Annotated in this window: 14 protein-coding genes; 6 read left to right on the forward strand and 8 right to left on the reverse strand. The window is 70.7% G+C overall.

From position 1 onward, the window contains the following. Window positions 1-12: 12 nt before the first annotated feature. Entirely contained in the window at window positions 13-3,192 is a 3,180-nt protein-coding gene (locus tag AC3A6X_RS27585) for an AfsR/SARP family transcriptional regulator (RefSeq protein WP_487845134.1), read from the reverse strand. 84 nt (window positions 3,193-3,276) lie between these two features. On the opposite strand from AC3A6X_RS27585, the gene AC3A6X_RS27590 reads away from it, so the two are divergent. After that, window positions 3,277-3,720: a hypothetical protein gene (locus AC3A6X_RS27590; RefSeq protein ID WP_487845135.1), complete on the forward strand. Its 444-nt coding sequence runs from the start codon at window positions 3,277-3,279 to the stop codon at window positions 3,718-3,720. Between the two features lie 52 nt (window positions 3,721-3,772). Here the strand turns inward: AC3A6X_RS27590 and leuB are convergent, their stop codons facing one another. Genes leuB through AC3A6X_RS27610 form a run of 4 tightly spaced genes read right to left on the reverse strand, consistent with a single transcriptional unit; the run spans window position 3,773 to window position 7,903 of the window. After that, window positions 3,773-4,843 carry a 3-isopropylmalate dehydrogenase gene (gene leuB, locus AC3A6X_RS27595; protein ID WP_487845136.1) on the reverse strand — a complete coding sequence of 357 codons (1,071 nt, stop codon included), beginning with the start codon at window positions 4,841-4,843 and terminating at the stop codon, window positions 3,773-3,775. Between the two features lie 17 nt (window positions 4,844-4,860). Next, window positions 4,861-5,475 (reverse strand): 3-isopropylmalate dehydratase small subunit, encoded by a 615-nt coding sequence (gene leuD / locus AC3A6X_RS27600; RefSeq protein ID WP_487845137.1) that lies wholly within the window; start codon window positions 5,473-5,475, stop codon window positions 4,861-4,863. An 11-nt stretch (window positions 5,476-5,486) separates the two neighbouring features. Next, complete coding sequence (gene leuC / locus AC3A6X_RS27605; RefSeq protein ID WP_487845138.1) at window positions 5,487-6,917, reverse strand: 3-isopropylmalate dehydratase large subunit; 1,431 nt, start codon at window positions 6,915-6,917, stop codon at window positions 5,487-5,489. Next, on the reverse strand, window positions 6,917-7,903 hold the full coding sequence (locus AC3A6X_RS27610; RefSeq protein WP_487845139.1) for a Bug family tripartite tricarboxylate transporter substrate binding protein: 987 nt from the start codon (window positions 7,901-7,903) through the stop codon (window positions 6,917-6,919). The genes leuC and AC3A6X_RS27610 overlap by 1 nt, the downstream gene beginning before the upstream one ends. Window positions 7,904-8,014: 111 nt before the next feature. On the opposite strand from AC3A6X_RS27610, the gene gcvA reads away from it, so the two are divergent. From gcvA to AC3A6X_RS27630, 4 genes are all read left to right on the forward strand, one after another. After that, a complete protein-coding gene (gcvA, locus tag AC3A6X_RS27615) occupies window positions 8,015-8,947 on the forward strand; it encodes a transcriptional regulator GcvA (RefSeq protein WP_487845140.1) in 933 nt (310 codons plus the stop codon). Then, entirely contained in the window at window positions 8,944-9,420 is a 477-nt protein-coding gene (locus AC3A6X_RS27620) for a hypothetical protein (protein WP_487845141.1), read from the forward strand. The genes gcvA and AC3A6X_RS27620 overlap by 4 nt, the downstream gene beginning before the upstream one ends. A gap of 37 nt (window positions 9,421-9,457) precedes the next feature. After that, window positions 9,458-9,730 (forward strand): YMGG-like glycine zipper-containing protein, encoded by a 273-nt coding sequence (locus AC3A6X_RS27625; RefSeq protein WP_487845142.1) that lies wholly within the window; start codon window positions 9,458-9,460, stop codon window positions 9,728-9,730. A 222-nt stretch (window positions 9,731-9,952) separates the two neighbouring features. Continuing rightward, window positions 9,953-10,585 carry a response regulator gene (locus AC3A6X_RS27630; protein ID WP_487845143.1) on the forward strand — a complete coding sequence of 211 codons (633 nt, stop codon included), beginning with the start codon at window positions 9,953-9,955 and terminating at the stop codon, window positions 10,583-10,585. Window positions 10,586-10,682: 97 nt separating this feature from the next. Here the strand turns inward: AC3A6X_RS27630 and AC3A6X_RS27635 are convergent, their stop codons facing one another. From AC3A6X_RS27635 to AC3A6X_RS27645, 3 genes are read right to left on the reverse strand one after another with little or no spacing between them, the layout of a single operon-like run. Further along, window positions 10,683-11,084, reverse strand: a complete 402-nt coding sequence (locus tag AC3A6X_RS27635) for a RidA family protein (RefSeq protein ID WP_487845144.1) — start codon at window positions 11,082-11,084, stop codon at window positions 10,683-10,685. Beyond that, complete coding sequence (locus AC3A6X_RS27640) at window positions 11,074-12,225, reverse strand: DSD1 family PLP-dependent enzyme (RefSeq protein WP_487845145.1); 1,152 nt, start codon at window positions 12,223-12,225, stop codon at window positions 11,074-11,076. Before AC3A6X_RS27640 ends, AC3A6X_RS27635 begins: the two co-directional genes overlap by 11 nt. A gap of 26 nt (window positions 12,226-12,251) precedes the next feature. Further along, window positions 12,252-12,440: a hypothetical protein gene (locus tag AC3A6X_RS27645; RefSeq protein ID WP_487845146.1), complete on the reverse strand. Its 189-nt coding sequence runs from the start codon at window positions 12,438-12,440 to the stop codon at window positions 12,252-12,254. 169 nt (window positions 12,441-12,609) lie between these two features. Here AC3A6X_RS27645 and AC3A6X_RS27650 point away from each other — a divergent pair, with 169 nt between their 5' ends. Further along, window positions 12,610-13,560: a LysR family transcriptional regulator gene (locus AC3A6X_RS27650; RefSeq protein ID WP_487845147.1), complete on the forward strand. Its 951-nt coding sequence runs from the start codon at window positions 12,610-12,612 to the stop codon at window positions 13,558-13,560. Window positions 13,561-13,567 lie beyond the last annotated feature (7 nt).

Consider the following 13,567-nt stretch of genomic DNA (forward strand, 5'->3'; position numbering starts at 1 on the left):
TGCCGGGCGCGCTCAACCCAGACGCAGGGCCTGGTAGAGCTTCTCCGTTCCGGCCGAAGGCGGCAGGTTGAGCGTGACCGACAGGGTTTGCTTGAGCCGGCGGTAGCTGCTGACCGCCTCAGGCAGCCGGTCCAGCCGGTGGTAGCAGCGCATCAGGCCCTGGTAGAAGGGCTCGACCACGTTGTCGGCGTCCAGTCCGCGCAGGTACCAGGCGATGGCCTCCTCGTCGCGCTGCGCGGCCTCCAGCCGGCCGGCATGCTCTGCCACGACCTGGATGAACTTGCCTCGCAGGCGTTCGCGCATTGCAACCGGCCAGCTCTCGCCTTCCTCCTCGGCCAGGAAGGCGCCACGGTAGAGGGCCAGGGCCTCGCCCAGCGCGGCGCCTTCGCCGTCGGGGGCGACGTGCGCCGCCGCCAGGGCGCGCTCGAAGGCCCAGGCATCGACCCAGACCCGCGCACGGTCGAGCGAGACTTGTCCGCCCTGCTGGACCACCGCCTCGTCCTCGCCTAGCAGCGCGCGCAGGCGGCGCACCGCGGCGGCGAGCGAACGCGCCGCCGCGTCGCCGACCTCGTCGGGCCAGAAGGTGTCGACCAGCACGCCCTCGTGTACGCTGCCGCCGCGCGCGATGATGGCCTTGAGCAGCGCCAGCGTCTTGCGCGGCGCCTTGCGGCCGAATTCGACGGGGCGGTCCTCGACCAGCAGCTCGAATTCGCCGAGGGTGTACACGCGCACCGGCCAGGGCCACTGCGCGGCCTCCTGCGCCGGGGGCGCGATGCGCCAGTGCCGGATCATCCGGCGCACGAACTCGGTCTCGATGCCTGCCGCCAGCGCCAGGTGCAGCAGCACCGGCTTGCGCGTGACCGCCCGGTGCGCATAGGCCGCGCGGGTACGGTCGGCGGCGGCCAGTGCGAAGCCTTCGGCCAGCCGCGCCAGGGCGCGCTCGGCATCGCCCTGCACGTGGGCGATGTAGGCCTCCTCCAATAGCAGCTGGGCCTCCATCGCTTCCAGGTAGCTGCCGCGCGACAAGAGGCGTGCGCGCTCGACGATCGCCATCGCGCGCTCGGCCTCGCCGCCGTCGGCCAGGGCGCTCGCGAACAGCACCGGGAACACGGCCTGGAAGTAGGCGGCGGCGACGCGCTCGACGGCTTCGAGGCCGCGGTGCGCAAAGGCCAGCGCCGCCCGGATTTCGCCCTTGAGCTGCGCCAGCATGGTGCTGGCGACGAAGAAGTTCATCTCCGCATCAGGGCTCCCGCGCGCCGGGTGGGCCTCCATGCGCGCGATGCGGGCCTCGGCCTCGGCAACGCGGCGGAAGGTCAGGTCGAGGTAGGCGCGGAACTGCAGCGCGGCGAACTCGGCATGCGCCAGCCCGTCCTCGCGCGCCAGGTCCTCGGCCCGCTGGAAGCGCATGGCGGCGGCGTCGAAGTCGGCCTGCCGCAGGTCGTGCAAGGCGCGGAAGACGAACCAGTAGGCGCGGTTGAGAGCGCTGGCGGGCAGGGTCTCGACGGCAGGGTCGACCTTGCCGATCAGGCGCAGTGCGAGCGCATGCTCGGCCGCGTTGTGGAAATACGTGATCAGGTGCGTGGCGGTGACCAGGCGCTGGTTCCAGTCGACGGCAGCATCGTCGACCAGCGCCAGCAGCCGCGGTCCCAGCGTCCGGACTGCCGGATGCGCGGGCCGGCAGAAGGCCAGCGCGGCATGCAGGGCCGAGAGGCTCAGCAGCTCGATGCCGCGCGAGGGAAAGACCGGCTCGCCGATCATCAGCGGCTCCAGGCGATCGACCCAGGGCGTGATCTCGGACCAGCCCAGGCGCGCATGCCAGAAGGTCTGCACCACCGCCGCGCCGCAGGCGAGCTGACCCACCTCGTCCGCCTGGTCCGCGAAGCGCAGGTGGCAGGCCTGCAGGCGCTCCAGAGCCCGCTCCGGCGCGGTCGCCATCAGCGCGCGGCCTTCCCAGTAGCCCAGCCAGGGCTCGCGTTCGCGCGCCGGCTCCGGGATGCGGGCAAGCCAGTCGATCAAGGTTTGGCGCCGGCCCTGTTCGAGCAGGCTCTCGGCATGCGCGGTGGCCAGCCGTGCGCAGGCCTCCCCGCCGCCGGCCTCCGCGAACAGCGCGAAGGCCTGCTCCCAGTGCCCCTCCCCCTCGAGCGCCTGCGCCGCGCGACCTGCCAGTGCGCCGAGCTCGGCGGCGCTCCAGGCCGTGCGCGCCTGATGCTGCAGAAAGCTGCGGAACAGCGCATGGAACTGGAACACGTAGCTGGCACCGGGCGTTGCGACCCGGCGCCGGTCGGTGAACAGGTGGCGCCTGTAGTGGTGGTCGAGCAGCCGGTCCACGCCCTGCAGCCCAGTCAGCCGCTCGGCCAGCGGGACCGTGATCAGCGGGAGGAAGGCCAGCTGCATCAGCGCCTGCCGGTGCTCCGGCACCGCGCCGTCGAACACGCGCTGCGCGAAGTAGCCGAATACATGCTGCAGGGATTCGGCCTCGTCCTCCTCGTCGGCGGCGGCCTGCCGGGGCGTGCGCGCCAGCAGCAGCGTGAGCCCCGCCGCCCAGCCGTGCGAGCGCGTCTGCAGCGCATCGACCTGCGCCTCGTCCAGCACACCGCGCTTGCGCGCGATGGCCCGTGTCTCGGCCGGCGTGAGGCGCAGCGGCTCGCCGTCGACCAGCGCCAGCGCATTGCCGGCGAGCAGCGCGGCATAGGCCGCCGGCGGCTCGGCTCGGCTGAGCACGAAGACATTGATACCCGCCGGCACCTGGGCCATGCCCTCGGCCACGATCGCGTGGAAGCAGGAATCCTCGGGCACCTCCTGGAAGTTGTCGAGCACCACGGCGGCGTCCTCGCCGAGGCCGGCGAACAGGTCGCGGAAGAAGCGCCGCGCGAAGCCGCGCAGGTCGGGCAGGTACTCGGGGGTCAGCAGCGGCAGCTGCGCGGATGTGCCGGCCGCGGCCAGGCGCAGGTGATAGATGAAGGAGGCGGGATCGGCATCGGCGGCATCGACCTGGTACCAGATGCCGCCGCGCTTGCGTGCCTCCAGGTGGCCGGCCAGCAGCGTGGTCTTGCCGGCGCCGGGCTGGGCGCAGAGCCAGACCACGGGGCGCCTGGCCGCCTTGTCGAGCAGGGCATGGAGGCGCGTGCGCGGCAGCACGTCGTGCAGCCGCGGTCGCGAGAGCTTGGCGAGGGCCACTGGTTTGCGGGACATGCGCTCCCCCTCGTTGCGGATGATACGGCGCAGGCCACTGGACTACGATGCGCGTGGCGCACGATGCGCCGGGCAGGAGGACGTATGGCAGCAGCAGAGAACAGCGGCGCGGCGGACTTCGGCGCCGCCCGCAGCGGGTGGTGGAACTGGACCGTGCCGCCTTGGCCGTGGCCGCCGGCCGCACCGCAATCGCTCATCCAGCCGATCAATCCGGGCTGGTCGTTGATCAATGTCACGAACAACAACTCCTCGGCCCCCGCTATCGAGCGCGACGTGCTGCAGCAGCACAGCTACGGGCGCCAGATCGGGCGGCTGATGGACGCGCTCTCGGTGCTGGTGGAGCGCCTGCCGGCAAGCGCGAAGGACGATCGGCGCATCGAGGAGTTCCTGGCGCTGGTGAAGGACGTGGCGCAGATCAAGGAGAACGCGCGACTGCCCAGGCTGGAACGGCTGCAGAAGGACATCGAGGCGCTGCGGCAGGAGGACCCGAAGGCGTACGCGCAGCTCAAGGCCATGTTGGCGCGCTGAAGCCGGCCACTGCTGGACGGGAGCGGCGACAGCACGCGGACCGAGCCGTCGGTCAGCCCCGCACTGCCGCCACCACCGCCTCGCCCATCTCGCGCGTTCCCACGCGGCGGCAGCCGCCCTGGAAGATGTCGCCGGTGCGCAGACCCTCCGCCAGCACCCGGCGCACCGCGCCCTCGACGCGGTCCGCCTGCTCGGCCAGGCCGAAGGAATACCTCAGCATCATCGCCATCGAGAGGATGGCGGCGAGCGGGTTCGCCAGGTCCTTGCCGGCGATGTCGGGCGCGGTGCCGTGCACCGGCTCGTACAGCCCCTTCGTGCCGGCGGCCATCGAGGCCGAGGGCAGCATACCAATCGAGCCCGTCAGCATCGCGGCCGCATCCGAGAGGATGTCGCCGAAGATGTTGCCGGTGACGATCACGTCGAACTGCTTAGGCGCCCGCATCAGCTGCATCGCCGCCGCGTCGACAAAGAGATGCGTGAGCTCGACATCCGGATACTCGGCGCCCACGCGTGTCACCACCTCGCGCCACAGCTGCATCACCTCCAGCACGTTGGCCTTGTCGACGGAGCACAGTTTGCGTTTGCGCGCACGCGCGGTGCGGAAGGCCACGTGCGCAATGCGCTCCACCTCGGGCTCCGAATAGCGCATCGTGTTGAAGGCCTCGCGCTCACCGCGCGCGTTGGTGCCGCTGCCGCGCGGCTCGCCGAAGTAGACGTCGCCGGTGAGCTCGCGCAGGATCATCAGGTCCAAGCCCTCGATCACCTCCGGCTTGAGCGTGGAAGCGCCGATGAGCTCGGGAAAGAGGAAGGCCGGCCGGAAGTTGGCGAACAGGCCCAGGTGCTGGCGCAGCCGCAGCAGGCTGGCACCGGGGCGCATGGCGAAGGGAATGGCCTCGTCGCCGGGCATGCCGGCGGAGCCGAACAGGATGGCGTCGGCGGCGCGCGCGATCCGGAGCGTGGCTTCCGGCAGCGGGTCGCCGGCGCTGTCGATGCCGGCCTGGCCGATGGGCGCTTCCACCAGCTCCACGGCCTGGCTGGAACCCAGCACGGCCTTCAACACGCGCACGGCCTCGGCCGTGACTTCGGGACCGATGCCGTCGCCGGGCAACACTGCGATCTTCATGGAGGACAACTCTTTCTTCAGGCAGATGGGAGAGGTGGCAGGGACAAGGCGCGCTCGCGCTCGAAGGCCTCGATGCGCCCGGACTGGCCGAGGGTGTAGTCCAGCTCGTCCAGGCCCTCGAGCAGGCAGTGGCGCGCGAAGGGATCGATCTCGAAGGCATCGCAGCCGCCGTCGCCCGCATGCACGCGCTGCGCGGCCAGGTCGATGCGAAGGTGCGTGCCGGGCTCGCGCTGCAGCAGGGCCAGCAGCGCCTCGACGCGCCGCTCGGACAGGCGCACGGGCAGCAGCCCGTTCTTCAGCGCGTTCGAGAAGAAGATGTCGCCGAAGCTCGGCGCGATCACCGCGCGGAAGCCGCCGTCGGCCAGCGCCCACACGGCATGCTCGCGCGAGGAGCCGCAGCCGAAGTTGCGGCCGGCCACGAGGATGCGGGCCTGCGCATACGCCGGATCGTTGAGCGGGAAGTCCGCGCGCCGCGCGCCCTGCGCATCGTGCCGCACGTCGCGAAAGAGGAAGGCGCCGAAGTCGGCAGCGCGCGGCTTCTGCAGGTAGAGCGCCGGCACGATCTGGTCGGTGTCGACGTTGATGCGGGGCAGCGGCGCGGCCACGGCATCGAGCTGGGTGAAGGCTTGCATGGGGCTCGTCCTCAATGCGCCGGCAGCAGGCCGCGCACGTCGGTCAGCCGCCCGGTCACCGCGGCCGCGGCGGCCATGGCCGGGCTCATCAGGTGGGTGCGCGCGCCCGGTCCCTGGCGGCCGACGAAGTTGCGGTTGGAGGTGGAGGCACAGCGCTGGCCCGGCGCGACCTGGTCGCCATTGGTGCCCAGGCACATCGAGCAGCCCGCATGCCGCCACTGGAAGCCGGCTGCACGGAACACGGCGTCCAGGCCCTCGTCCTCGGCCTGCTGCTTGACCAGGCCGGAGCCGGGCACGACCCAGGCCTCCACGCCCTCGGCCACGCGGCGGCCGCGCGCCACCGCGGCGGCGCTGCGCAGGTCCTCGATGCGGCCGTTGGTGCAGGAGCCGATGAAGACGCGCTGCACCGCGATGTCCTGCAGCCGCTGGCCGGGCGCGAGGCCCATGTAGGCGAGGGCGCCTTGCATCGCTGCGCGCCGGTCGGCGTCGCCGGCCTGGGCCGGGTCGGGCACGCGGCCGGAGATGGGCAACACGTCCTCGGGGCTCGTGCCCCAGGTGACCATGGGCGCGATCTCGTTGGCATGCAGCGCGAGCTCGCGGTCGAAGGCGGCGCCCTCGTCGCCGGGGAGCTGGCGCCAGCGCGCGAGCGCGGCGTCCCAGTCGGCGCCCTTGGGCGCTTGCGGGCGGCCGGCCAGCCAGGCGAAGGTGGTGTCGTCGGGTGCGATCATCCCGGCGCGCGCGCCGGCCTCGATGGACATGTTGCACACGGTCATGCGCGCTTCCATCGACAGCGCGCGGATCGCCTTGCCGGCGTACTCGACGACATGGCCGGTCGCGCCCGCGGCGCCGATGCGGCCGATGATGGCGAGGATGAGATCCTTGGCCGTGACGCCCGCACCGAGCCGGCCGTCGACGCTGACGCGCAGCGTGCGCGGCTTGCGCTGCCACAGGGTCTGTGTGGCCAGCACATGCGCCACTTCCGAGGCGCCGATGCCGAAGGCCAGCGCCCCCAGCGCGCCATGGGTGGAGGTGTGGCTGTCGCCGCAGACGATCAGCATGCCCGGCAGGCTCAGGCCCTGCTCGGGGCCGACCACGTGCACGATGCCCTGGCGCTGATCGTCGAGCCCGAAGAAGCGGATGCCGGACGCCGCGCAGTCGTCCGCCAGTGCCTGGGCCATCGCGCGCTTCTCCGGATCGGCAATGCGCGCCAGGTCGCGCGAGGCGGTGGGTACGTAGTGGTCCGGCGTGGCGAAGGCCAGCTCGGGCCGGCGCACCGGCAGGCCGCGCTGGCGCAGCATCTGGAAGGCCGGCGCCGAGCCGTCCTGCACCAGGTGGCGGTCGACGTAGAGCAGGCTCTGGCCGTCGTCGCGCTGCATCACGACGTGCTGCGCCCAGATCTTGTCGAACAGGGTGCGGGGAGACAGCGAATCAGGCATCGGCATCAATCCAGCTTGGCGCCCGAGAGCCGCACGATCGATTCGTAGCGCTTGATCTCCGACACGATGAACTGCCCGAACTCCTCCGGCGTGCCGCCGCCGATCTCGGCGCCGAACTCGGCCATGCGCCGCTTCATGTCGGCCGACTGCAGCACCTCGTTGGCCTGGGCGTTGAGCTTGTCGATGATGGGCCGCGGCGTCCCGGCCGGCGCCATGAGGCCATACCACGAGGAGGCGTAGACGCCTGGCAGCCCCACTTCGTCGAAGGTGGGCACGTTCGGCAGCGCCGGGTTGCGCTTCTTCGATGCCACGGCCAGCGCGCGCATGCGGCCGCTCGCCACGAAGGGCAGGCAGGTGGTGGTGTCCAGCATCAGCGAGATGTGGCCCGCCGCCAGGTCCGCCTCGGCCGGCGCGGTGCCCTTGTAGGGCACGTGCACGATGTCGATCTTCGCGGCCGACATGAACTGCACCGCCGCCAGGTGCTGCGAGGAGCCAACGCCGCCCGAGCCGTAGTTGAGCTTGCCGGGGTTGGCCTGGGCCGCATCGATCAGCTCCTTGGCGGTCTTGTAGGGCGAGGAGGCCGGCACCACCAGGATGTTCGGCACGGCCGAGACGTAGACGATGGGCGCGAAGTCCTTCACCGGGTCGAAGCCCAGCTTGCTGTAGAGATGCAGGTTGACCGCGTTCGGGCTGATCGAGCCCATCAGCAGGTTGTAGCCGTCGGGCTTGACGCGGGCCGCGAGCTCGGTGCCGATGTTGCCGCCGGCGCCGCCGCGGTTGTCGATGACGATCGGCTGGCCCAGCTTCTGTGCCAGCGGCTCGGAGATCATGCGCGCGGTGGTGTCGACGCCACCGCCGGCGGGCCAGGGCACCATGAGCTTGATGGGCTGGCTGGGGTAGGCGCTGTCGGCCGCGGCGGCGCCCGCGAGGGCGAGCAGCGCGGCGGCCAGGCCGGCATGCAGGCAGGCATGCGCTTTCTTCATCGTCACCATGGGCTCGTCTCCTGGACTTGTAATGGGGTCGATGCTATGGACGCGACGACGCCGCGGCAATCACAATTAAGGCATGCACCCCATGAAAAAACCTCATGGCTTCGCCCAGCCATGACCCGCCGTCTTCCACCCCTCAACGCCCTGCGCGCCTTCGAAGCCGCGGCCCGCTGCGGCAACTTCACGCGCGCGGCGCAGGAGCTGTGCGTGACGCAGGGCGCGGTCAGCCGCCATATCGCCACCCTGGAAGGCTGGCTGGATCTTGCGCTGTTCGAACGCGGCCGGCACGGCATCGCGCTCACGCCCGCGGGCCAGCGCTACTTCGACACCGCGCGCGCGGCGCTGGACCAGATCGACTACGGCACGCGCCAGCTGCAGGCTCGCCCTGACGAGCGTCGCCTGCGCATCAAGCTGCCGCCCACCTTCGCGATCCGCTGGCTGGTGCCGCGGCTGGCGCGCTTCCATGCGCTGCACCCGCGCATCGACGTGCAGATCACCACCTCGCACGAGCGCGCCGATTTCGCGCGCGAGGAGGTGGACGTGAGCATCCATTCGGAGCCCGAGCCGCCCGCGGGCTCGGGCTTGCGGCGCTTGTTCGGAGAGACGCTGGTGCCGGTGTGCGCGCCGGGCCTGCTGGAGCGCGGCCCGCGGCTGCGCAAGCCCGCCGACCTCGCGCGGCACGTGCTGCTGTGCTCGATGAACCGGCCCAAGGACTGGCCGGCCTGGCTGGCCGCGGCCGGCGCGCCGCAGATCGACGGCAACAGCGGCCTCGAGTTCGAGAACGCCGCGCTGGCCTACCAGGCCGCGGCCGACCAGCTGGGCGTGATGGTCGCGCTCGATGCCTTCGTGCGCGACGACCTGGCCTCGGGCCGGCTGGTGGCGCCTTTCCCGCTGAAGGTCCGCACGGAGGGCGCCTACTACCTGGCCTGGCGCGACCAGGCGCCGCTGCCCGAGCGGGTGCGCGTCTTCGAGGACTGGATCGTGAAAGAGGCCGAGGCGATGGAAGAGAGCGATGCCGACGGCCAGCCGCAGGTGCGCAGGAGATGAGCAAGGTCTTCGAGGCCTGGGTCGTGCAGGAAGCGGAGGCCGTCGCCGGCCAGCCCGAGCGCTCACTGTGTGCGACACCGCACGGACCTGGAATCGGTTCAGCAGTACTGTTTCCTGTGCGTTCACCCAGCGCATGGAGCAACGCCATGACCACTTCCGAATTTGCCGCCGAATCCCTGGTTCGCACCTACCTGGACGGCCGCAGCATGGAACCCATCCTGTTCAGAGCCGTTGTGTGGATGGCTGAAAAGCGGTTGGCCGGCGGGATGATGCCGGTCCTGGACACGACGATGCGGACAGACATCGACAACCAGGCCGGAGCAGCGCAGCGTCGCGGCCACGCTTCTCAGGCAAGGTCCGAGGTACCAGCCGTCTGTGCGCTGCTGCATCGTGCCTACGTGCTTTCTCCGCCGATGCCGGACCTTCTATGCGCGACACCGAACAGACGGCGTGCGCGCGTCCGGTCACAGTGAGTGATGCGGCCTCTGGACGCACTGAAAGGTGGACATCATGAAAACGACATCCTGGATGACGGCCGCGGCCATCAGTTCCCTCTTGACTCTGGCCGGATGCGCCGGGACCGGCCCTAACCAGCAGCTCGGCATCGCCGGCGGAGCGGTCGGCGGAGCGGTGGTTGGCAACGCGATCGGCGGCAACGCAGCTTCTACATTGGGAGGAGCCGCCGTAGGTGGCCTGATCGGCAACGAAGTGGGGCGAAACGCGGACCAGCGCAACAACTACAACAACCGTGGCTACTATCCAAACAACGGTCCACGCTACTGAACGCTTCCGCTTTGACGAAGACGTGCCTCCGGGCACGTTTTTTTTTGCGCGACCCTTCGTCGCAGGCCATTTCCCTCGCATCTCTTGCAGCAGGTGCTCGAACGGGTCGCGCGCCGACCGCATCGAGGTTGGTGCGCTTGCGCACAGACGCAAATGAAAAGATCGACGATATTGGCCTTGGCGCGCCTGCTGGACGAATGCGACAGAAAAGAGGAAACAAAAATGATCAAGATCGGCGTCGTGGACGACCATGCCATCGTGCGCTCCGGCTTGCGCCAGTTCTTCTCGGAGTATGTCGACCTGCGCGTGACGGGCGAAGCAGCCAGTGCTCGCGAAGCGATCGAGCTTGTGCGCACCACCGAACTCGATGTACTCGTGATGGATCTCGCGATGCCCGGGCAAAGCGGCATTGACGCGCTGGCGATGATCCATGCCAAGGCGCCGGACGTCGGCGTCCTCATCCTGAGCGGCTACCCCGAGGAACACTACGCGATGAACCTGATCCGCCAGGGCGCGAGCGGCTACCTCAACAAGGAATGCGAGCCGATGGAGATCGTGAACGCAATCCGCGTCATCTCACGGGGCCGCCACTACATCACGCCGGGCGTAGCCGAATTGTTGGTGCGCCAGCTCGACCACAAGGACGATGCGGCACCGCACGAGCAACTGTCGGAGCGCGAATTCCAGGTGTTCATCAAGCTCGCCAAGGGCGAGACCACGGGAGACATCGCCAAGACCCTGTCCCTGTCCGTCAAGACGATCAGCACCTACCGCACGCGGCTGATGGAGAAGATGAACCTCTCCTCCAACAGCGAACTCACGTACTACGCCATGAAGAACAAGCTGATCGATTGAGCCTCGCACGACCGTCTTTCGACGGAGCCGCATCATGCGGCAAGTCAAGAACGAATTCGCGGGCGCAATGGCGTGCGGCGAAACAGCGTCGCCGAACTCAAACCAGCGCCACGGCTTCCACCTCCACGGCGAGCCCGAAATGCAGCGCCCCGGTCGGCACCACCGCACGCGCCGGGCGCGCGGCGCCGGCCCAGGCGGCGTACAACGCATCGAAGGCGGGCCAGTTCGCGATGTCGTCGAGGTACACGCGCACCTGCACCAGGCGCCCGACGCCGCTGCCCGCGGCCTGCAGGGCCAGCTCGACGTTGCGCAGCACCTGCCGCGCCTGCACCTCGAAGGGCGCGCCGCCGAGCCTGCTGCCGTCCGCGGCGATCGGCAGTTGGCCCGACACGAACACCAGGCCGCCCGCCACCACCGCATGGCTGTAGTGGCCCCCGGGCGCGGCCAAGCCCGCGGGCTCGACCACCCGCGGCGACGCGGAACGCGGCTCACCAGCCATGGAGACGCTCCCATTCCTCGATGCGGCCGTCGGCACCCAGCGCCTGGTAGGCCGGGAACTGCGCGCCCGTGGCGCAGGCATGGTTGGGCAGCACGCGCAGCAAGGTGCCGAGGGGGAAGCGCGCCACGATGTCCGGATCGGGCTCGCCCGTGCGCGCGAGGATGCCGTGTTCCTGGTTGGCGCTGGACAGCAGGTAGCCCTCGAGCACCGTGCCCTCGGCGGTGCAGGCCTGGCCGTAGCCGAAGTCGCAGCGCTGCCCGGCCGTGCCGCGGTCGCGGCTCATCGCCATCCAGCCGGCATCGACGATGGCCCAGCCCTTGTCGCGCTGGTGGCCGATGACTCGCGTGAGCACGCTGAGCGCGAGCTCGTCCGCGCGGCACACGCCCACGTTGCGCATCACCAGGTCGAAGAAGACATAGACGCCGGCGCGCACTTCGGTGACGCCGTCCAGCGCGGTTACCGCCAGCGCGGTCGGAGTCGAGCCGATGCTGACCTCGGCGCAAGGCAGGCCCGCCGCGCGCAGGCGCTCGGCCGCCAGCACGCAGCCGGCGCGCTCCTGCTCGGCCAGCGCGCGCAGAGCCTGCGGCGTGTCGAGCTCGTAGCTGGAGCCGGCGTGGGTAAGCACGCCGCCCAGGCGCATGCCGCCCTCGTGCAGCGCGCGGCCGACGGCCAGCAGCTCGCGATCGGAGGGGTGGATGCCGGAGCGATGGCCGTCGGTGTCGACCTCGATCCAGACGTCGAAGGCCTCGCCGTTCGCCTGGCCGAAGTCGACCAGCGCCTGCGCGGACGCCAGGTTGTCGGTGAGAAGAATCAGCCTGCAGCCGCGCCGCCGCAGCGCCAGGGCCTGCGCCATGCGGTGCGGCGCGATGCCGACGGCATAGAGGATGTCGGTGATGCCGTCGGCGAAGAACCGCTCCGCCTCCTTCAGCGTCGAGACCGTGATGCCGCTCGCGCCCGCGGCGAGCTGGGCCCGCACGACGGGTGTGCACTTGCTGGTCTTCACATGCGGCCGCAGCCTGGCGCCGAGCGCGGCGATGCGCGACTGCATGCGCTCGATGTTGTGCTGCATGCGCGCGACGTCGACGAGGGCCGCCGGGGTTTGCAGGCCGGAGAGGACGGCGAATCGGGAAAGCTCGGTCATGGTTGTTCGTCCTGCGGCAGGACTGTCTAGTCGATGAATTCGCCCTTGGCCTTGAGGGCGGGCACGTCGTCGCGCAGGCCGCGCTCGATCAGCGCCGAGACGGCGGCCGGCGTGGCCTCGGCCGGGACCGCCAGGTCCACGCCCAACGCCTCCATCTGCTTGCGAAGGGTCGCATCGCCCATGGCGATCTGCAAGGCCTGCGTGAGGCGCGCCATCACGGGCGCCGGCGTGCCGCGCGGCGCGCGATCAGCGCGGTCAGCAGGTCGAAGAGAACGGCGCGGGGCCAGGCCGCATGCGGTGTGTGCTGTGTCATGGGCCCGACTATAGGAAGCGCAACCGCGCTCGTGTTTTAATGAAATTGCAGCAATCGTTCAGTTCTGCTTAATGCTCAGCATCGAGGATCTCCAGCTCGCAGCGGCCCTGGCCCGCTTCCCGTCGCTCAGCGCCGCGGCGCGCGCGATGAACGTCACGCCGCCCGCGCTGTCGATGCGGCTGCGCAAGCTGGAGGAGAAGCTGGGCCTCAGCCTCGCGCTGCGCACTGCGCGCCGGCTGCACCTGACGGCCGAGGGCGAGCGCTTCGCGCGCGAGGCCGCCGCGCTGCTGGAGCAGCTCAGCGCCTTGCCGGAGAGCTTCAGGCGCGACGACGGCCGGCTCACCGGCCTGCTGCGCATCTCGGCGCCCTTCGGCTTCGGCCGCACCCGGCTGGCGTCCGTGCTCGCCGACTTCGCCGTGCAGCATCCGGAGTTGCGCCTGCAACTCGACCTGCGCGAGACGCCCTGGCCGGACCGGCACGACTCCGACGCCGTCATCCACATCGGCGCGGTGCGCGACTCGTCGTGGGTGGCGCGCACGCTGATGCACAACGAGCGCTGGCTGTGCGCCAGCCCCGCCTATCTGCGCCGCCACGGCACGCCCACGCAGCCGCGCGAGGTGCTGGCACACCACTGCATCTGCATCCGCGAGAACGAGGAGGACGTGACGCTCTGGCGCTTCCGCCGCGCGAAGTCTGCCGCCGGCGCGGCCGAGACGGTGCGGGTCTCGCCGGTGTACGTGAGCAACGACGGCAGCGTGGCGCGCCATTGGGCGGAGCGCGGCCTGGGGCTGGTGATCCGCTCCGAATGGGACGCCGGCGAGGCGATCGCGCGCGGCGCCCTGGTGCGGCTGATGCCGCAGTGGTCGCTCGACAGCGCGCCGGTGCTGCTGCTGGTGCCGACGCGCAAGCAGCGCACCGCGCGCATCCAGGCGCTGATCGATTTTCTGGACGAAGCGCTCGGGGCGGGCGCTGCGCCGGCGCGTGCGGCGGTGCGGAGGTCGCGGCGGGAGGGGGTGGGTTAAGGGCGGG

The organism is Variovorax sp. Soil_C_12 (genome assembly GCF_057657375.1).

Excerpts from the sequence above, each read along its gene's own strand:
- AC3A6X_RS27610 (WP_487845139.1), bottom strand. The coding sequence starts at position 7,903 with ATGGTGACGATGAAGAAAGCGCATGCCTGCCTGCATGCCGGCCTGGCC.
- leuB (WP_487845136.1), bottom strand. The coding sequence starts at position 4,843 with ATGAAGATCGCAGTGTTGCCCGGCGACGGCATCGGTCCCGAAGTCACG.
- AC3A6X_RS27645 (WP_487845146.1), bottom strand. The coding sequence starts at position 12,440 with ATGGCGCGCCTCACGCAGGCCTTGCAGATCGCCATGGGCGATGCGACC.
- gcvA (WP_487845140.1), top strand. The coding sequence starts at position 8,015 with ATGACCCGCCGTCTTCCACCCCTCAACGCCCTGCGCGCCTTCGAAGCC.
- AC3A6X_RS27630 (WP_487845143.1), top strand. The coding sequence starts at position 9,953 with ATGATCAAGATCGGCGTCGTGGACGACCATGCCATCGTGCGCTCCGGC.
- AC3A6X_RS27585 (WP_487845134.1), bottom strand. The coding sequence starts at position 3,192 with ATGTCCCGCAAACCAGTGGCCCTCGCCAAGCTCTCGCGACCGCGGCTG.
- AC3A6X_RS27640 (WP_487845145.1), bottom strand. The coding sequence starts at position 12,225 with ATGACCGAGCTTTCCCGATTCGCCGTCCTCTCCGGCCTGCAAACCCCG.
- AC3A6X_RS27650 (WP_487845147.1), top strand. The coding sequence starts at position 12,610 with ATGCTCAGCATCGAGGATCTCCAGCTCGCAGCGGCCCTGGCCCGCTTC.
- AC3A6X_RS27635 (WP_487845144.1), bottom strand. The coding sequence starts at position 11,084 with ATGGCTGGTGAGCCGCGTTCCGCGTCGCCGCGGGTGGTCGAGCCCGCG.
- AC3A6X_RS27590 (WP_487845135.1), top strand. The coding sequence starts at position 3,277 with ATGGCAGCAGCAGAGAACAGCGGCGCGGCGGACTTCGGCGCCGCCCGC.
- AC3A6X_RS27620 (WP_487845141.1), top strand. The coding sequence starts at position 8,944 with ATGAGCAAGGTCTTCGAGGCCTGGGTCGTGCAGGAAGCGGAGGCCGTC.
- leuD (WP_487845137.1), bottom strand. The coding sequence starts at position 5,475 with ATGCAAGCCTTCACCCAGCTCGATGCCGTGGCCGCGCCGCTGCCCCGC.
- AC3A6X_RS27625 (WP_487845142.1), top strand. The coding sequence starts at position 9,458 with ATGAAAACGACATCCTGGATGACGGCCGCGGCCATCAGTTCCCTCTTG.
- leuC (WP_487845138.1), bottom strand. The coding sequence starts at position 6,917 with ATGCCGATGCCTGATTCGCTGTCTCCCCGCACCCTGTTCGACAAGATC.